Origin of the sequence: Paenibacillus sp. GYB006 (assembly GCF_036577645.1) — a bacterium.
Taxonomy (GTDB): domain Bacteria; phylum Bacillota; class Bacilli; order Paenibacillales; family Paenibacillaceae; genus Paenibacillus.
This window is the reverse complement of sequence record NZ_JARBDA010000013.1, coordinates 76,527-95,534: the sequence shown is the minus strand read 5'-3', so window position 1 is coordinate 95,534 and position 19,008 is coordinate 76,527. Positions and strand designations below refer to the sequence as shown.

Annotated in this window: 21 protein-coding genes; 3 read left to right on the top strand and 18 right to left on the bottom strand. The window is 36.5% G+C overall.

Going from position 1 to position 19,008, the window contains the following annotated elements; translation table 11 throughout:
- Positions 1-99: 99 nt before the first annotated feature.
- From PV403_RS20525 to PV403_RS20515, 3 genes are all read right to left on the bottom strand, one after another.
- On the bottom strand, positions 100-681 hold the full coding sequence (locus tag PV403_RS20525) for a DUF2711 family protein (RefSeq protein WP_332085855.1): 582 nt from the start codon (positions 679-681) through the stop codon (positions 100-102).
- Positions 682-1,242: 561 nt separating this feature from the next.
- Positions 1,243-1,800, bottom strand: coding sequence for a hypothetical protein (locus tag PV403_RS20520; protein WP_332085854.1), 558 nt, complete (start codon positions 1,798-1,800; stop codon positions 1,243-1,245).
- Positions 1,801-1,961: 161 nt separating this feature from the next.
- A complete protein-coding gene (locus PV403_RS20515) occupies positions 1,962-2,639 on the bottom strand; it encodes a DUF4304 domain-containing protein (RefSeq protein ID WP_332085853.1) in 678 nt (225 codons plus the stop codon).
- A gap of 516 nt (positions 2,640-3,155) precedes the next feature.
- Between PV403_RS20515 and PV403_RS20510 the strand changes: the two genes are divergently transcribed.
- Positions 3,156-3,530 carry a DUF3139 domain-containing protein gene (locus tag PV403_RS20510; protein ID WP_332085852.1) on the top strand — a complete coding sequence of 125 codons (375 nt, stop codon included), beginning with the start codon at positions 3,156-3,158 and terminating at the stop codon, positions 3,528-3,530.
- 462 nt (positions 3,531-3,992) lie between these two features.
- On the opposite strand, the gene PV403_RS20505 is transcribed toward PV403_RS20510, so the two are convergent.
- The 7 genes from PV403_RS20505 to PV403_RS20475 form a co-directional block, all read right to left on the bottom strand.
- A complete protein-coding gene (locus PV403_RS20505) occupies positions 3,993-4,583 on the bottom strand; it encodes a hypothetical protein (protein ID WP_332085851.1) in 591 nt (196 codons plus the stop codon).
- 190 nt (positions 4,584-4,773) lie between these two features.
- Complete coding sequence (gene ltrA / locus PV403_RS20500) at positions 4,774-5,943, bottom strand: group II intron reverse transcriptase/maturase (RefSeq protein WP_225229583.1); 1,170 nt, start codon at positions 5,941-5,943, stop codon at positions 4,774-4,776.
- Positions 5,944-7,500: 1,557 nt separating this feature from the next.
- A complete protein-coding gene (locus PV403_RS20495; RefSeq protein WP_332085849.1) occupies positions 7,501-8,364 on the bottom strand; it encodes an aldo/keto reductase in 864 nt (287 codons plus the stop codon).
- Positions 8,365-8,421: 57 nt separating this feature from the next.
- Positions 8,422-8,799 carry a MerR family transcriptional regulator gene (locus tag PV403_RS20490; RefSeq protein ID WP_332085847.1) on the bottom strand — a complete coding sequence of 126 codons (378 nt, stop codon included), beginning with the start codon at positions 8,797-8,799 and terminating at the stop codon, positions 8,422-8,424.
- A 20-nt stretch (positions 8,800-8,819) separates the two neighbouring features.
- Entirely contained in the window at positions 8,820-9,224 is a 405-nt protein-coding gene (locus PV403_RS20485; protein ID WP_332085858.1) for a cupin domain-containing protein, read from the bottom strand.
- A 7-nt stretch (positions 9,225-9,231) separates the two neighbouring features.
- Entirely contained in the window at positions 9,232-9,552 is a 321-nt protein-coding gene (locus PV403_RS20480; protein ID WP_332085846.1) for a carboxymuconolactone decarboxylase family protein, read from the bottom strand.
- Positions 9,553-9,747: 195 nt separating this feature from the next.
- Complete coding sequence (locus PV403_RS20475; protein WP_332085845.1) at positions 9,748-10,599, bottom strand: aldo/keto reductase; 852 nt, start codon at positions 10,597-10,599, stop codon at positions 9,748-9,750.
- 175 nt (positions 10,600-10,774) lie between these two features.
- Here PV403_RS20475 and PV403_RS20470 point away from each other — a divergent pair, with 175 nt between their 5' ends.
- Positions 10,775-11,209, top strand: a complete 435-nt coding sequence (locus PV403_RS20470) for a MerR family transcriptional regulator (RefSeq protein ID WP_332085857.1) — start codon at positions 10,775-10,777, stop codon at positions 11,207-11,209.
- A gap of 366 nt (positions 11,210-11,575) precedes the next feature.
- On the opposite strand, the gene PV403_RS20465 is transcribed toward PV403_RS20470, so the two are convergent.
- Positions 11,576-12,223: a hypothetical protein gene (locus PV403_RS20465; RefSeq protein WP_332085843.1), complete on the bottom strand. Its 648-nt coding sequence runs from the start codon at positions 12,221-12,223 to the stop codon at positions 11,576-11,578.
- 908 nt (positions 12,224-13,131) lie between these two features.
- Here PV403_RS20465 and PV403_RS20460 point away from each other — a divergent pair.
- Positions 13,132-13,365 (top strand): hypothetical protein, encoded by a 234-nt coding sequence (locus tag PV403_RS20460; protein ID WP_332085842.1) that lies wholly within the window; start codon positions 13,132-13,134, stop codon positions 13,363-13,365.
- Between the two features lie 186 nt (positions 13,366-13,551).
- Here PV403_RS20460 and PV403_RS20455 read toward each other — a convergent pair whose 3' ends face one another.
- From PV403_RS20455 to PV403_RS20425, 7 genes are all read right to left on the bottom strand, one after another.
- Positions 13,552-14,184, bottom strand: a complete 633-nt coding sequence (locus tag PV403_RS20455; RefSeq protein ID WP_332085840.1) for a hypothetical protein — start codon at positions 14,182-14,184, stop codon at positions 13,552-13,554.
- A 186-nt stretch (positions 14,185-14,370) separates the two neighbouring features.
- A complete protein-coding gene (locus PV403_RS20450; RefSeq protein ID WP_332085839.1) occupies positions 14,371-15,252 on the bottom strand; it encodes a GNAT family N-acetyltransferase in 882 nt (293 codons plus the stop codon).
- Positions 15,253-15,335: 83 nt separating this feature from the next.
- Positions 15,336-15,812, bottom strand: coding sequence for a GNAT family N-acetyltransferase (locus PV403_RS20445; RefSeq protein ID WP_332085838.1), 477 nt, complete (start codon positions 15,810-15,812; stop codon positions 15,336-15,338).
- A 244-nt stretch (positions 15,813-16,056) separates the two neighbouring features.
- Positions 16,057-17,031 carry a phosphotransferase enzyme family protein gene (locus PV403_RS20440; protein ID WP_332085836.1) on the bottom strand — a complete coding sequence of 325 codons (975 nt, stop codon included), beginning with the start codon at positions 17,029-17,031 and terminating at the stop codon, positions 16,057-16,059.
- A 44-nt stretch (positions 17,032-17,075) separates the two neighbouring features.
- A complete protein-coding gene (locus PV403_RS20435) occupies positions 17,076-17,774 on the bottom strand; it encodes an SAM-dependent methyltransferase (RefSeq protein WP_332085834.1) in 699 nt (232 codons plus the stop codon).
- A 54-nt stretch (positions 17,775-17,828) separates the two neighbouring features.
- Entirely contained in the window at positions 17,829-18,464 is a 636-nt protein-coding gene (locus tag PV403_RS20430) for a hypothetical protein (RefSeq protein WP_332085833.1), read from the bottom strand.
- A 48-nt stretch (positions 18,465-18,512) separates the two neighbouring features.
- Positions 18,513-18,974, bottom strand: a complete 462-nt coding sequence (locus PV403_RS20425) for a hypothetical protein (protein WP_332085831.1) — start codon at positions 18,972-18,974, stop codon at positions 18,513-18,515.
- Between the last annotated feature and the right edge of the window lie 34 nt (positions 18,975-19,008).

The window sequence follows — 19,008 nt, the reverse complement described above, 5'->3', positions numbered from 1 at the left end:
CTTTTTACGTCGCCTCGGCCACCTGCTTCTCCTAATCTTTCATTTTTCTCACTTTGACTAAGGAGAAATCCTGCGAATTCATGAGCCTGAGTGAGGTATTTAAATCATTTTGAGGGAGCTTAATGATGTGTTTTGTAAACTCCAATAAATTTCAGTTTTATCGTTGCAGAAAAAACCTTCCAAATCAGCAAACTCAACAATTTTATTGATTGTATTTTTTTCTGAACAAAGTATTGAAAAGTGGCAGTCATGTCCTTCTTGTTTTATTGACAAAAGCACCTTATTCATTAGAAACTCTGGAAATAAACCTTCCATTGGTTCGATTAACTGTAGCTTCCCACAAGTGTCTTGTATTCTTTTGGAGGTCTCTTCGTTTGCAAATTGTTTTTTCAATCCCATGATTCGGGTTCTTAATCCAATGTCTAACTGGTTGTAACTTTTGGTTTCTGATATTGATAAAAACTGTTTCCAAGTAATCATCTCGCACTTTTCTATAATGTCATTTTTACCTGGATACGTCCCAGGCTCAAATAAATCGTAGCTAATTGATATTGGTTTTATGAATGGATGAAAAAAAACGAATACTTCATCATATATTCCCTTGTAAAAATCCTTTATAGGAGCATCTTCGGGTGCACAAACAGCATATTTATGAGAATTCAGGTAACTCTCTTGTTTCACTCATTAAAACACCAACTTTCCCACACTTCACAACTATTATAACATTGCTAAACCTAAGCAATCCTGACCAGTAGCTTAAAGAAAAAGCAACCGGTCTATTGATCGGTTGCTTACTTTTCCTTCTTGAACTAACGTTAGTACTATTATAAAGGTATTTATCAAGCAGTGACGAATAATATAGGTCAATAATTACATTCGGGACTTTCAGGAGGAGCACATGCTTAGAAAATATTTATTGAAGTATCCACTGTGGTTTACAGTTATATGGTGTTTGGCTGCCTTAACTGTACTCTTAAATTTGATGTTTTGGAGAAATATCTTAATAATTCTCTTTTCTCTGATTGTTTTATATGTGGCTAACGGATTTCGAGCATGGAATATTGATCGAAAATTATCTCTTGTATCGTTTGTTTTGACATTCGTTTTCTCTTACATCTTTTATCGGTTTTTCACTTTGATGATGCTGTGAAAAGAAATATCGCTTCCTGCCAGAAATCCCCTGAAACTGCCGATTTGCATAACTAAAAGGGGGCGGTTAATTGAGCTATCTTCTTCGATTGCTTAATTAATGGATTGCTCAGCTTCATAATGAAATATACTTTTACCGTCTTTATCAAAACCATTCAAGATAAATCCAGGTTGAGCGTTACTGTATTTATCTTGTAATGCAACCCATAGTTTAGTTCCATCACTTAGTTTGACTATTTCAGCATATTTATCAATATTTTTACTCATTCCTAAATTTTTGATATGAAGTCTGGAAATCGACTGTTCTTTTACTATGCCAATGTAAAACTGATGCTGCTTTTCCTCTTCCTTTGCATTCATGTTAACCCAACTCCAAGTAACATCTGTTCCGTTAGAAAGGAACGACACTCCTCCTCCATAGCTCCATTTATATTTATTCCCGACTTTATAAACAATTCCAGCATCTACCCCTCCATTAGGATTTTCATAAATTAAAATAATGCTATTATTCAGTTCTTCCTTATAAAAAATCTGTTCATTTTGAATTCCTTCACTTCGTATAGTTGCCTCAATTGATTTGTATCCGTTATCTGTACAACCAGATAATAAGAGTAATAAACTCAAACCCAACAAAAAAATCACTTTTTTCATAAGTATCCACCTTTCATTGAAACGACGTTATTAACACTATATATTGAACGCTAAAATCAAAAGAATGTTCTGCTAATCTGCCCGTTTGCATAACTAAAAGGGAGCAGCTGCCAACTGGCAAGCTGCTCCCTGCTGTGTTCAACTAACGTTTTTTCGTTAGTTCAATTATCTATAATCTCACCATGGTAACCTCTTTGGGCAGTTGCTTTGTTAATGATATCATTAAACTCAGAAATCAATCCGCTTCCAACATGTTTTTTTCCAATTCGATTAATTGCCCATGTTGCAAAAGAAATAGCCTGCTCATTATTGTTCATATGCAAATGTATTTTAGAAAGCACTAATGCTAGTCTCTCTCTTGTATACTTATTACCCAATCGCTTTACATTTTTATTCCAATGTTCTATATCCTTTATACTAATATTGGTGAGACATTCAGGGAAATTACTGAATTCCTCAAAGTATTGCAAACCATATTCTAAAAAGATTTCTGTCATATGCCCGATGTTCTCTAGAGCTTCGCTTTCCGTCTCGCCATAACTCCACCATAAATCTTCATTTATAAGGTTTGATAGTCTCCACCGAAATTCACAATCATAAGGAGAAACTTTATTGAGAGGGACATGAACACCCAAAGTGTTTGGGATAAAGTCAATGTATACTCCAAGTTCAACACAACAACACCCACCATATTGATCACCCTGAATATTAACAGTATAGATTAAATGATTATTAGGTTTGGTTCTATACCTACCTGCTGTACCTTGGAACCCATGTTTTCTTAGTTCTCGTGAGAAAGTTTCTTTTAACAATTGCTTGAACTTTTTTGTATCAATCATTGATAATATAACAACTTCCTTTCCTGACACATTGATTCAAAGTGTTGGATACATAAATTACAATATTTCAAAAAAACATTTTATCATCATCAACCTGATAAAGAATCCTCCTGAATCTTATATACTAAGAAAAGCTTTATTTATTCAAGTGTTTCTACATTTTTTCTTCAACTAAACTACCGAATAGCTTAAAGAAAAATCAACCGGTCTATTGATCGGTTGATTACTTTTTCTTATTGAACTATCGTTTCTACGTTAGTTGACCGAAGATAAGATTATTGTTTAGTCCATTATAGTCAGTTTCTATGAATTCATATTTTCTACTTGACCTTCACTAGCGTAATATTATATTGCAATAATTCACAAAAAACACAGTTAACAGGAAATCCTTCTAATATAAATAACTTTCTATCTTTTTTATGTAAAAATATTCTATTTATTGCTAGTTTTATTATGCTTTTATTAGAAACGATTTGTTAATATATATTAATTGATTTTAGATAAAGGAAGATTTTTTTGAAGAAAATAATGATGATTGGTGGCGGAGTTGTTCTAGGGATTTTAATTCTTGTAATTGGTTTTGTGTTCTATGTTTTTTACCTTCTTCAAACTCCACCGAAGAATGATCCAGAAATTGTTGCTTATACTGAGGAAAAGGTTAAAGATTACTTAATTGAGGAGAAAGGGTATTCGGAGAGTGATATTTTAAGTGCTAATTCAAAAAGAAAACCAAAGAATAAAGATAAAACAGCAACTGGATATCAAGTTTTAGTTGTATTCACAGATGAACCCGATACTACTTATTATTATGAAATAGTTGATGAAGATGAAAATAAAATTGAACAACTTGGAATTACTGGAACAGATATTAAGCATAAAGATTTTCCATAAAAGATATTAGAATTATAACAACATCATTAAAATATTAGATTGTATAATTTATCATTATCTATTACTTATACATAAACGGATAATGATTGATAAAGCGAGTATAACGTTACAATAGACACAAAGAATGTAGCCCACAATAAATGATGGCAGCTCTTGAGTTATAATTTCCACTTCATCTATAGTCATTCTAAGCTCTAGTTCGCCAATACTTTCTCCTACTTTGATGTAAATATGATACATTATTTGCTTATATTCCTTACTAGAAACATAACTGAATGACTCTAATTTATATTATCATATTTCCTTCACATGATTGAACTATCCTGCGGGTTAGTTCAAAGAAAAAGCAGCCGTCGTATTGATTGGCTGCTTTTTGTGTTATTCAACTAATATTTCTACTTTAGTTCAACCAAACCTAAAAAATGAATTGTAGTAAGCAAAAGATGAAACAGAACAGTTGCTTCACCGGCGTCGTCTTCTTAAGAATATGACAAGTAAGATAGACAATGTTAAAGAAATTAAAAAAACTAAAATGATTAAGAATCGGTTATTGGTTTCCTTATTGAAAGAAGATAAGTCTAATGGATTTTCTTGATGGCTTGTTATCTTAGATGGTTCATATCCTGCTCCCAATATTTTAAGTTCTTCTTGGGCGGATTTAACATTCTTAGTTCCCTCACAAAGACCTGTTACAAGTCGATCTGGTTTACCATAGGCAAAAACGATAAATTCTTCATTCACTTCAAATCCCTCATATCCACAACTTTCCGAACTCAAAGCTGTGTAAACAGTCGTTTGAGAATCCAATTCTCCTTTCCAAACCTGCTTAACTTCGAACTGAGCTTTTACAGGATCTGCCGAAGACCACATCTTATCAGGTTTTGTCAAACTTAATAATTTGCCCGTAAAAATTGCAGTTTTTCGATTCATCTGATCTTCTATGCTTGGGGGTTCAGCACAAGAGCATGCATGGACATTTACAGGTGCGACCACAAACCACGTACTGAACACGAACAAAAAAATGAGTGAGTTCATAGCTACTCTTTTCCACATTTTTATCACCTCACTGAAAAAAGCGGCAAATTCCTGATTAGCTTTTAGACGTTTTTAATGAAAGAATGGTTGCGTTGTCCCGCTCGTTACTAGAGTAAAGGGCTGGGTAAACCAGCCCCTCCTCATCAAACCGTACGTGAGGTTTTCCCTCATACGGCTTTCCGATGTTCGTCATTCATGTGCATACAGATTACAAGAGCGTTTTGAGTCCACATTGTCTCGCCATGTACCGCACTTCTTGGACCGCACTTTGCCACCGAGAACGTTGCCTTTTCTTTGCATACCATTTTGCCAAACGCAACACAATGTACCAATCTAACTTCGCCATTTTTCGTTGGCTGTAAGACGTGTGGTAGTAATTGCGCCACCCCTGAATCTTCGGGTTCAGCCAACCTACGTGCTCCGCGAGTGACTTATGTCTCTGGCTGGACGGAGCTAAGCGCTCTTTTACCACTTCCCGGATGCGTTCCTCCGCTTTCCGGCACAGCCACTGCTGCGTGGTATAGTACACTTTTCCGTAGGATGTTTCAGCTTTTGTCTTGCGATGATGCATGCCTAGAAAATCAAACCCTTCTTCTCCCGTCCATAATCCTACAATCCGCGTTTTCGTCGGATGCAAGGTCAGTTCCAGACGATCCATAATCGCACGTATGAGTGCATACGCCCGTTCTGCATCTTTCTTCGTTTTGCATACAACAACAAGGTCATCTGCGTATCGCGTAAGTTCCCCGATTCCACTGCCATGTCGTTCCCACAGAATATCAAAATAATTCAAATAGATATTCGCGAGAAGAGGGGATATCACGCCGCCTTGTGGTGTACCCAGATCGGATCGTCTGACCTTGCCTTCTTCCATCACTCCCGTGTTCAGCCACTTCCGTACCAGCTTCAGGACGCGCCTGTCGCTGATTCGCATCTCCACCAGTTTCATTAGTTTCTCTTGGTTGATGTTGTCGAAGTAGCCTTGGATGTCGACGTCGACCACCCAATTCCCTTTCCGGTTGCAGGCTTTTCGGATACGGTCCAGTGCCCCTTTCGCACTTCGTTTTGGACGGAATCCAAATGAAGATTCCTGAAAGTCCGCTTCAAAGATCGGTTCCATGACCAGTTTCGCTGCCATCTGAATGACGCGGTCTCGGACGGTTGGGATACCCAGCGGTCTTTGCTTCCCGTCTTTCTTCGGAATATAATGCCGTCGTACGGGCTGTGGATGGTATTTGTTTTCCTTCAAGCATCGTTGGCATTCGTACAGGAAAAATGCTTCTCCCTTTTCCTCAATATCCGAAAGAGTTTCTCCATCGACGCCAGCCGATCCTTTGTTAGCTCGTACTCTTCGCCAGGCTTCCTCTAATACATCCATTCGGTAGACCTTGTCGTACAATGCGTGGAATCTGCGCTTCTTGTTTTCCTTGGCCGCATGACCTAGTTTCTTTTGGAGTTGTTGAACGTTTTCTTTTGGTGTCGTTAGCCGTTTGGCATTCACTAATTCGTACCTCCTAAAAAAAAAAAACATGAACAAAGCAGGGCTCCTTCCCTCCTGCAGGTTGTGTTGTCCTACAGTTCCTCAGTACTATGAGCCCCTCGGACTCCCTTCCTGCAAGTAGATCATTTCGTCTTTTGGACTTATAGACCACTTTGTTACGGGTTAAAAAAAAAAAATCCGTGCAGGGGAGGGTCTCCCCAGTTCACTGCATCTTCTTTCATACCATGCCGATCCCCTTACGCCGGAGGATTCTTCACTGCCGCTCCAAGTTCTTAGCAGTTTCCGTGGCCTTCACCCATTAAGCCGGGGTTCGGCTTCCCCTCGTCCCTCTTGCGAGGCCTTTTTGACGACGCGGCAGGATTCACTTGATGTTACGGCCTGGTATGTTGCTCGCTCTGTCTCCAACAGATACTTTTGTCGATACGCTTCTACGCACAGTTTTCACCGTACGTAGGTATCCTAGCTACACAGGGGCTTGGCCCCTCCCGTGACCGGACTTTCACCGGCTAGAAGATGCGTGCTTAGCTGGGCACGCACTTAATGAAAAAGCAGCCGATAACATTGATCGGCTGCATACTTGTGATATTTCCGTACCAAGCATATAAAAATAGTCTCCCTTACTTATAAGAATTTTCGTATTGCTTGAATTTTTCATAATAGTCTACCTTAGAAAGATAGATTTTATATCCTTCAAATGCAATAACTGAAATCGGTAAAGCTATAATAATATTAGAAATTAAATGATCAGCATGTGAAAACCATATGATATAGGCTGGAATCATTGATAGTAATGCAAGGATACACCAAAAAAACATATATTTTAATGGAAAAAGATCAAGAAACAACATTGTATATGTGTAGTATGAAAGTAGCGTTGAAATAAGGAATATAAAAACACGTGTTGCGGCTAATTTAGGCGTGTAAGAATATATAGCTATCAAAGTAGAAATAAATATCCATATTCCCCAGTTACTTCTGGATCAAAAACAAAATTCTCACATCTGAAAAAGTTGGTATTTCCACTTGCTATTCTTCAACAATCCTTAGCCCGTGTATTGAATAAAGATAATCTCATAAAATCCAATTATGACAATTATTACATTCAATTATATGACAACCTGATAGATACAACAGTTAATCCTGTTCTTTAGTTAAAAAGCAACGGATTCAAAAGGCTGATCCGTCGCCATTACAAACTAAAAGTATCGTCTATAAGTTCTCTCCTACGTTCGCCGCGGAGTTTCTTGAGTGGTCGATGCTTTCTCATGACCGAACATTCCTTGGTCCCATTGTCGAATATCTTCTGTTCTTTTTATGTAGCAAATCTCTTCTTCCGAAGGAAATCTGCCGGAGAAATACCGAAAAAACTTCGGATAAAGCCTCTTATTTAGAATCCTATCAAAGGAAGGACCCCAACTCGATTTTTTTAATTTATTATAGTTTCCCCCAAAAAACAGGCATGAAACTGGCATCACCGTAATTCTTGATACGTTCCACTTTTTTCAGAATTTCCATATCCTCATTGGAGATTGTAAAATCAACGTCGGCATTCGTTTTCATATGATCAAGATTCGTTGTTTTTGGTAAAGGTAATAGTCCTAGTTGCAAGTCATAACGGATACATAATTGAGGAACAGAGACACCATATTTTTCTGCCATTGTTGTGACTTCCTGATTTTTTAGTATTTCTCCATGAGCAATAGGAGAGTATGCTTCCACTAGTATCCCCTTGCTTTGTGTATATTCGATAAGCTCGAATGGTGTATTGCTCACATGAGCAAGAACTTGATTCACCATTGGAGTAATGGAACAAGATGAGAGAATATTTTCGATATCAGGTTGTTCAAAGTTGGAAACACCAATAGCACGAAGTTTTCCTTTCTTATAAGCATCTTCAAGGGCGCGCCATGCTTCCTGATTGCCTTCGAAGTAACGGTCCTGCTCGCGGAATTCAATCCAAGGTTGTGGGCTATGAATAATCATCATATCAATATAGTCTAACCCCATTGTTTTTAATGAACCATCAATTGCGGCAACTGCTTCGTCATAAGATTTTATCTCAGCAGCAAGTTTGGTAGTTACAAAAATCTCTTTCCGGTCAACACCAGAAGTTCGAATACCTTCCCCTACACCATTTTCGTTATGGTAAGCTTGAGCAGTATCAATATGGCGATAACCCACATTAATCGCATCACGAACAACTTGCACTACATTTTCATCGTCAATCATCCATGTACCGAGTCCTAATTTTGGAATTTCCACTCCGTTTGAAAGTATAAAAGATTCGTTAATTATCATATCTGGTTCCCTCTTTCGTAAGATTGGAGTCTATAGTTCCGAATACAACTTTTTTTGTTATTTGAGTTTTTCGTCCTGATATTTCAACATCTTCTCTTCATAACCATCGATTTTATCATCGAGTTTCTCTAGTGTGTTCTGCATAACTCCGATTTTTTTTGCCAACTCGTTTCGCTGCTCAATAAGAAGTTCTTTTCTAGATAAAATCGTTTTCGCTCCCTGTTGAAACAGGGCTACATATTCGATAAGCGCTTCAACTGAGACACCTGAATCACGCATACATTTGATAAAGTAAACCCAGTTTAAATCAATTTCCGTATAATCTCGATAACCACTATCATTTCTAGGTACAGGAGGGATCAACCCAATTCGTTCATAGTAGCGAAGAGTATCCGAGGTTATATTGAATTTTTCTGCAACTTCTTTAATATTCATCTTCGACTCTCACCTATTCTCTATAATGCGTCATACCATTCGTCAGTTACTGGTTCAAGCCATTCAGCCTGACCAGCTGTAATCGCAATATGTTCAAACCAGCTGTCCTTCTTTGCCCCATGCCAGTGCTTCACTCCGTCACGCGTCAAGATTACATCCCCAGCCTTCAGTGTTTGAGCGGGTTTTCCTTCTTCCTGATACCAACCTTCGCCACCAGTTGCCAGTAAAATTTGATATCCACTGTGGTGAATATGCCAGTTATTACGAGTACGAGGTTCGAATGTGACGTTCCCAACACCGACATTGATATCTTGTTCAACTACTAATGGATTCAAGTAGCTTTGTCCTATGAAATACTGTCCAAATGGATTCGGTCCACCAACAGGGAAAATCACGCCATCTTTTACTTCTTCAAATTTTGTCATTGTATTTTTACCCTCCATAGACTTCTTTTGCTACAGCAAATGCGCTCCAAGCTTTTGGCCATCCTACATAAAACGCAAGCTGTGTAATCACTTCTGAAACTTCTTCCTTCGTTAGACCATTATTTTTCGCTGTTATCATGTGGAAAGGAAGTTGTTCAAATGCGCCCATTGAAATTAAAGATGTAATCGTAATTAAACTACGGTCACGTGGTACCAATTCATCCTCGCGACTCCAGACTTGTCCGAATAATACATCATCGTTAATCTCAGCAAATTTTGGTGCAAAATCACCTAACTGATCGCGACCTGCAGTTACTTTTTCTGTCATACTGTAATGCCTCCTTAAATCTCAACTTAAGTTAAATCATAAACCTTGAAGTTAACTTCAAGGCAAGGACCTTAGCATAATTCGTAAGAATATTAAGGTTAAACAATATTTTTATAGAGTTTTCATTTCCTAGTGTCAAAATTTTTAAAAAGCCGAATTCCAGTTAGGAAATCGGCTTTTTAAAAAAGAAAAATATTAAATATTAAATTTAACATTACCGAGCCATTTTACAAATTCGGGATCTGTATGTGAAAAGAACACACTGTTTTTTGTATCTAACTCAGTAATCTTGTCCATATCCTCTTGATTTATTTTGAAGTCAAAGATATTAAAATTTTCGATGATTCTTTCTTTATGAACAGATTTAGGAATCGCCACGACTCCCCTTTGTGTTAACCAACGTAAAATTACTTGAGCAACGGATTTATTATATTTCTCAGCTATCGCTACCAAGGTTTCGTTCTGGAATATGTTATTTTTCCCTTCAGCAAAAGGTCCCCAAGACTCGATTTGGACATTATTCTCTTTCATGAAGTTAGCACTTTCGATTTGCTGGCAGAAAGGATGTGTTTCGATTTGGTTTACTGCTGGAGCTACTTCATTATGATTCATCAAGTCTACTAGACGATCCATATGGAAGTTACTTACTCCGATAGCTCTTATCTTTCCTTCGCGATACAATTCCTCCATCGCACGCCAAGAACCATATACATCACCAAAAGGCTGATGGATTAAATACAGATCTAAATAATCTACCTGTAACCGTTCCAAAGATTTTGCAAATGCTTTCTTGGCACTCTCATAACCTGAATCTTGAATCCAAAGTTTTGTTGTAATAAATATTTCTTCTCTTGGAACACCACTCCGCTTGATTGCTCTGCCTACTGCTTCTTCATTCATATAAGCTGCTGCTGTATCAATTAATCGATAACCTGCCACAAGAGCATCGTAAACAGCCTGTTCACATTGATCTGGGTCTTCAATTTGATAAACACCAAATCCTAGAATTGGCATCTCTACGCCATTGTTCAAAATTACTTTCTTCATAAATGTTCCTCCTACCTTTTTATTTAATCAAAGCTGCCTATTTTCTTATTACCCCATCAATTAATGAGGTTTACAATTTCAGCAACTTGTACTATGTTTAGCCTACCACCTTCGTGTAACCCGAAGGCAAGAGTTTTGAGGTATGTAAATCAAAAAAATTTGAGGAGTGGTTAAAATCTATACAGTGAAGGAAGTGTCAAAGCTACTGGAATTGACAGAACATACCGTTCGCTACTATACGGATAAGGGATTAGTTCCAAGTGTCCAGCGTGACAAAAACAATAATCGAATTTTCGATGAAGAATCCATCAACTGGCTAATTGGCGTAAAACATTTAAAACAATGCGGTATGTCAGTGGAAGACATTAAATCCTATGTGGATCTGTGTTTGGAAGGCCATTCTACCATGCAAGAGCGCTATGAAATCATTATCAAACAAAAAGCCATTGCTCTAGCTCAGTTGGAGGAAGCTAAACGAAGAGCTAAATATATGGAAGAGAAAGCGAATCACTACCTTGATATTATCAACGGTGTGGTCCCAGATGACATGAATCCTAGAGATTGGGAGTCAATAAATGCGAATACCCCCTTAAAGAAAAGAACAAGTTGATTTTCTCTTGGAAAATCAACTTGTTCTAAAATTTCACTTCGAAATCCAATATTTTAAAAGGCGTTGCTCCAATATAGCCCTTATCTGGAATGATACCCACTAATATTTTTAAACAAATGCATAGTTTTTCTTGTTGATACTTCTGTAAATCAGACAAATATTGTACTGAGTTCTTCTTCAACTATCCTGCACGTTAACTTAACGAGAAAGCAGTCGATTGCATTGATCGGCTGCTACTTGTGTTATTCAACTAATGTTTTCCACGTTAGTTGAATGGTCTTCAGGTTGATTCCATTTACCTTCTAATAAATAAAAAAGCCGCAGAATATGCGACTTCTGTTGTATATATGTGCTTGTTCTTCAACATTATAAGTTGATACTATCATCTACAATTTTCACATCACCCTTAGATAATGCCTCTGTAAGGAGCTGTTCCTTAAATTTAATTAAATCTTGTCCTAAATTAGTATTACTATCTTTATCAACACCGATTTTCCCTTGTTTGATTAACAACTGACCAAGGTTCTGTAATGTTAGTTGTTCTTGGTATTCTGAAGGAGCATATACAGTCCAATACTCTTCTTCTGTTAGATCTCTTAATTCTATGAAATTTTTCTGAGTATCCTGCACTTCTTTACTTTGTGTTGCCAACAGAGCACGCATTTTTTCTGCTTCTTTTTTTCCTTCCTCATGTGTTGCAGTAACTCCTTCATCATCAGCTAATTCTAAGAATAACTTATCAACTACAATTTCTTTAAGTAGTGTAGATTCATCTATTACAGGATTTTCTTCAACTAATTTGTTAGCTTTTAAATTTTCTAACTCTATATTAGTCACCTTGATATCTCCAATCTCAACTAATACTTTATCTTGTAGTTGCTTATTTGACTCAAGTTGAGACTCTACTATTCGTATTGAATTTGTAAAAGGATCTAATGCTGAAGAATAAATGGCACCTAAAGTTAAAGCACTAACAACACTTAAACTAAAAATAAATAAATTCTTTTTTTTCATACAAATCCTCCTTACCAATCAAAATTTACACTTGCAGCATTATCTGTTTAATCTATATACCTGTTGAGTGTCGTTATATTTCCCTTTGATGTTCCAATATCCTTACTCGTAGAGGAGTGTAGATATATCCTGTTGTAGTTACTCTCTATGCAAAAATGAGTTCGTCATCCTGATGATCAACAGCAAAAGGTTTAACATCATATTTTGGTATAATATTCGATTCTGCACCTGCACTTGTTGATAATCCGACTAACAATAACCCTACTAGTGAAGATGATAGTACTGCTTTTTTAGGCTTTGATCAGTAGTATAATTAATAAACGCCTCTAAACTATAAAAGTTATGTAAATATTGGTTTTATTGATTAATAAATAAGACAAAATAAGTTGAAGTATATGTTTATTTTTGAGGAGGGAGAAAAGTGACAGCGAAAAAAATAAAAATGAAACTAAAAACTCAGAGGGCGGTGGAGGACCAAAAAAAGCACATCTAAAAAGTATGCCTTTATTAATTAGATGCTTTGGCTATTTCTTTTTACTCATCGTACCTTTACCTACCAATTTAGATACTGCTGTAGTAGGAAAGATAGGAATTTCCCTGAAAGTCAATGAATCAAACTCTAAATTTCATATCCATTCTCATTGGCTGATTATAACTCCTTTCTTTCGTCCAAAATTGTCTACTTTATAGATAACTTTCTTATTATCATTCAACTGTACTACCCGTCAGCTCAAAAGAAAAGCAGCCGGATGTTTAAACGGCTGTTTACTTGTTCTTATTAAGTTATCGTTTTATCGTTAGTTGAATAACTTAAAAATTCAAATCACCTAATAAAATTAATTAAAATTTGTAAAATATGATAAAATATTATTTTGTATGGATTAGAATCTAAGGAGTCGATGCTTTTAATGGATAAAAATATTAAGTTAATTTATTGCATTGTGGGAAGCGCAATACTTGCATTACTAAGTACTCCTATTTTCGACTACGCTCAACTTGGAATGTTTCCGGGTGGTTATGGAGGAAATATTTTTGGAGAGTTAATTGTACGTATTACTGATATAGTATCGTTAGCTGGGTTTATCTTATTGATCTTATTTTCCATTGTACTAATTGTAAATAATATAAGTTTCAAAAAATAACGTACTACGTACTACATTAAACTTCTACATCATTATTTAACTAACCTTCTGGTTAGCAAAAAGGGGGCAATTTCCAACTGACAATTTGCTCCCTTTTGTTCTCAACTAACGTTTTCCAGTTAGTTGAATTCGATTTATAAATCACAGAACACTACAAAAATGTCTGTTAGCTGAATCAAAAATCATTTAGTCTCCCTTCTGGAACCGCTGTAATTTCATTCTATTTTCTTCATTCAAAGCATAGTTAATTAACTCTTCATTATAGCCGGTATTTTGAAAAACCCTATTGATTTCTTTAATTCTCCCCTCTAAGTTTCGATTCATGTTGGTTTCGAGTTGAATCTCTAAAGGAATAACAGGTAGTAATAAATCCTTATAAGGAAGAAAAATAACATGCTCCCATACGTGTGGACCATTTTCCCAAAAGCCTGAACCTTGTATGTAATCGTTTTGTATCATTGGTTCAATGTTCGCTATTTCTAGCTTCATTTTATGGATCATTATACGAGCGAATGTCCAATGGTTATCAGCAAAATCAGTAAACGACTTGATTGGAGAGGACACTGTTGAGAACCAATCTTCAATTGGAGTCTCCTTCTCATTTAAGAACACTCTTTCATTAATAAAGTTACCGAAAATAAATACAATTTTATGGACGTCATCTGATTCAGGAACAAGAATGTCGATATCACCTGGGCTAATTTCACATCCCTGAATGAAAGAACTAACTGAACCAGCAAATACAAAACGTACGCCTGCTTGAGTTAGTTTTCTTGCAACAATTTCAACTACGTTCATTATTTGAGTTGAAGAAACCAAATGATATCACCTTCCAATAACGAATATTGACTCAAAGTGATTATAGAGAACACACGTTTGTTTTACAACTATTTTTTTCAATTTTAACTGAACTAACCTGCCCAAAAGCTTAAAGAAAAAGCAACCGGTCTAATGATCGGTTGCTTATTTTTCTTCTTGAACTATCGTTTCTACGTTAGTTTAGCACTACGCATGAGCCAATTTAGGTATACAAAATGCAGGTAGCTTTCCTAAATCAGAAAGCGATTTTATAAACAAGACATCCTCATGCTTGCCGAAGGGTTCTGTATATACTTTATCAATAATTTGATCTGGGGTGAAGTGGAACCGGATCCGCCTTGTTTGTTTCGTTGTAATCCGTGAAACCAACGCTTCAATGTCTACCTCTTTGTCGCTAACAATATCATACAAATGCATCAAATCGTCTTCATGCTCAATAACTATGATCGCATCGTCAGTGTGCGAATAATAAAGGCATTCGGGAAAAACGTTTAAAGCGTAAAATTGAAATAACCCTTCGGTGTTAGTAACACCAAAATGTTTTGAAATTGGTCTACGAGAACTAAGCTTCTGTTTAATTAAATTCCAATGCTCTTTCGTGGAAACATCCAGTTTATCCAGTGATATTAGATTAGCTTGGGGTTCATCAGGTGTATTTAAGTGAAATTGGTGTTCAGGGAAGGTAGCAAATCCAAACTTGGGATAAAACTCGAGTACGGTTCTGTTCGCAAATAAGAAAAACAAGTCGCATGTGTCTTCGTATGTATCCAATACATGCTCCATTAGTTGTTTTGACAATCCCTTACCCCGATGCTCAGGATGAGTCATTACAGTTCCGATTTGAAGAGCCTGTTTGCATTCACCATTAATGACCAAGCTCATTTTGCTTACTGAAACATTCGCAATTACCTCGTCATCGGCAACAAATGAATGGCAAATATAACGGTCGTCCCAGGCTCCTTTTTGGTACCATGCTTCGAACTCAATACCAAATACTAGCTTGGAAAGTCGATTGAAGCTTCCTCGGTACCCATCATGGTTTCTGTAGTCATTACTATGTATTATCATCGAAAAGTGTTGTCCTTTCTAAGTAGAATAAAATTCAATTTATGTCTAGCCAACGCAAGTTCCTTATTGTTATTAATTAATATTCAAAGGATATACTCCGCAAGGATATCCCCATCGTCGTCTCTCTCACCATTTTCTATAAAACCAAGTGACGTATAAAGTTTCTTTGCTATCTTGTTTTCCTCTCCATAGACAATTACTATTTTCGAAGCATCACCATGCGGGAAAGTCTTAATCAATTCAATTGCCCTTACTATTGCTTCTTTACCATATCCATTTTGTTGATATTCTTTATCTATCATAAATCTATAAATGTCATAGTAATTTTTGTTCTGATTCTTTTGTGAAATTACATATGACATTGTTATAAAACCAACCATCGTATCATTATGATAAACAGCATACGGCATCGGAATAAAACTACTATTATTTGTTTTAACTACATATAATTCGGCGAGCGTATATATATTTGAGACAAGGAATTTTTGTTGATCTTCTTCTACCCTAAGACTGATACATTCATTGAAGTTACCAAATGTAATTTTTCTTAACTCTATCATTATTTTTCCTCCTAATATAGATATTAGGGAATTGTTATGTATAACGACGAAGTTTATATAATTCCATATGTAAGTATTCAAGAAATCATTAAGCTATCCTGCCCGCTAGTCTAACAAAGGCAGCAGATCACGAGGATCAGCTGCCTTCTAATTTTAATTAAGCTATATTGCCCCGTTTTATAACCGACAATCCCTCATTCTCCTATCAGACTTTTTATAACTAAAACCATAAAAGAAGTAGTTACTAGTTTAAATTGTTCTCTTCACACCACTCTTTTAAAAACTTCAAATTCCCGCTAAAGTGGTCACCGTAATTGTTTGCTCCCCAAACTTCTGAATTCCCTGTATGAAGTCCCATTAACCATATTTCCCTAATTGCTACGAAGGTCGCAATCGATGCTAGGTCGATATCCGATAACGGTTTGATTTTAAGATACGATTCCAAAAAAACGCTCCAAGATTCGTTCTTAAAATGTTCTTTTGTACGCCCTCGTACTCTTGACCAAAGAAACACGGAAAGATCATATGCCCTCCATCCATAACCCCCGCAGTCAAAATCAAAATGAGTTAAAGTATCATTATGAAAGTGTACATTCCACCCATGAAGATCCCCGTGACATACTCCCCACTCTAAACCATGTGAAATATATTCTACCCGTTTTTGTAAAAGCAATGCCAATGATTCCAGATACGCTATATCTTCGGGTCTGTCTGAAAAAACGGACTTTATTGAATGAATGGGATTCGTCAGCAAATGATCTAAATCAATAGAAAACCGATTATGATTACACTCAAAAGTATCCATTGCCAAATGCATCTTAGCTACTTGTTCTCCATATAACAACGCGCTCTCCTTATTATCCAAGAAGTCACCTTCCGCATAGGTAAAGAGAACAGCGAAACGTTGTCCCTCAGGCGCCTCAATCTCAGTAATATAATTACCATCCTTCTTTGGTATCGAATGAGAAACTGGAATTCCTTTGGATATCAAGTATCCTAATAGCTCGATTTCAAAATCAATGTCGTTCTTATTTCGCCAATTCGTCTTGTATATACGTAATATATATTTGCTTTCGTGGGTGGTTATTAAATACGTATCATTTAATCCATTACAAAGAAATCTACACTCTACTATATTTCCAAGGTTATAAAGTTCATTAATCATCGAATGTAAGTCAGAAGAAGAAATAACGGAATATTTCACTGCCGGTTTGTACATATCATTCCTTCTCTCTCAATTATTTAACGTATTCAAAATGACCTTTAAACCTTCTTAATTACTAACATACTACTCGCGCCCTTCTGAAATTCATATGGCACCTTGATTTCTTTTGTAACGTAACCTTGGCTTTGTACGACATCCACTAGCTTTTCTAAATGTTCGTATCTATTGCTAGATAAGTCAATTAAGGGGAATATACGTACTTCCTCACTTGTAACACGCAGTAACTCCTGTATGGATTGTAAATGGAATTCATAATCAAACCGATCGGCGTACATAAACAGGAAATGTGCGGAGAGAGTTAATTCAAATTCATTATCTTTGAATGGCAATACAGGTAAATTAGCAGGAATATAACGATTGGGGGATTCTTTCATATCACTTGAACAATCAGTTAATGCTTGTATTCTATGTTTTTTCAATTCTTCTACTGACTTAAAATAATCCCATACATAATTACTTTGTGCCTTTTCCATGTTTAACATCGCATGCTCGATATCATCGAATCCTTTTTGGGCAAGTTGTTCAAAAGGATGATAATATGCAATGTCTGTTGCCGTAACATCTGCACCTGTTGTATTTGCAATTGCAGTAAAAGAACAAGCACCTGCAGGACAGTCAAGAATCTTTCGTCCACGTAATTCCTCTTGAGTAAGGTTGAACATTAACATGTACTCGTCAAATGTTCTTCCAATAAATACAACACGACTTAAATCTAACTTCCCCTCTGCTCTACTCATCTCAACTCATCTCACCTTTCTCAACTGCTTATTGTCTTTCCACTTTTTCCATTGCTATTGCGGTATTTTATCCACAGTCTCTAATGTCATATACAAAATGTGCATGATCTGATTCTCCCGAATCGCCTGCTTTAGCTGCCCAGCATCAGATAAATCATGGTACATGATCCGCCCATTTGTATTCATTAAATAAGCACCTAAGATTCGTTTTTCACCTTCCATCAGCGGAACATCCTCATCTTCTGGCAATGCCTCCTCCCACGAAGTGGAGAGCCCCTGTCCTTCCTCCAATTTTGCTTTAGGTAATTCATACATACTTGTACTTGTTCCATCTACATTAAACTGAGCGAGTATCTTTTCTCCATGATTCATTAATACCAGCCCAAGATCATACTTGTCATCTTCACTTTCTATAAAATTACCTGTAGATAATTCTTGAGTCTCTTCCTGAAGCTCCCCGCCAATATAGGTATCAATTCCAAAATGAACCCATTTCTCTGCTCCATCCGGGATAAATGCTCTATAAAAATGCGCCTCTCCAAGTTGCAGATCCTTAAACGTTTTTTCATATGCAGGCTGCACTTTATTAGCGATTGTAGCCTGTGTGGACTGTTCTTCCCTCGTACATCCCGTAAAAAACATAGAAACTGCAACCGTTACTATAGCGATCCATGCAGAACGTTTACGCATTCAATCACTTCCTCTCTTATAGAAGGAACACAATATGCATACAAAAAGTTACGTCTTCATCATTTGATTAGAGAATTCTTTTGCGCAAAGTTCAAGCCCATAACAAAAAGAACGATTTTGTGAGATATAAAATGAGGATAAGTCATAACGATGTTTGAGACCTTCATAAGTAACTAATAAACGATATCCCATCCGCTGCATTGCATACTCCACAAATTGATCCGTATTCGGACCTTCCATTAAAGTAACATACGCATATAAAGAATGGTCCTCTGGTTCATCCAAAATACTCACGCCCGCACATGAATACTCTGTTTTGAAATCAAGCGCTTTTAGAGCCATGAGAGCCGGATAGATGGAAGCATCGACTTCTATATCATCAAAAAGCAATAGTTTTTTTTGCCAATTCTGAGGTTTAGGACGTTCAATCCAAGCGGCAAGTTCCCTCTTACGTCTCTTCCACTGCTCCGCAGATTGATTACTCCATAATTGTTCTATATCCTGCTCCAATCTGCTTTTCTCTCCCTTTTGTTCGTTATATGCT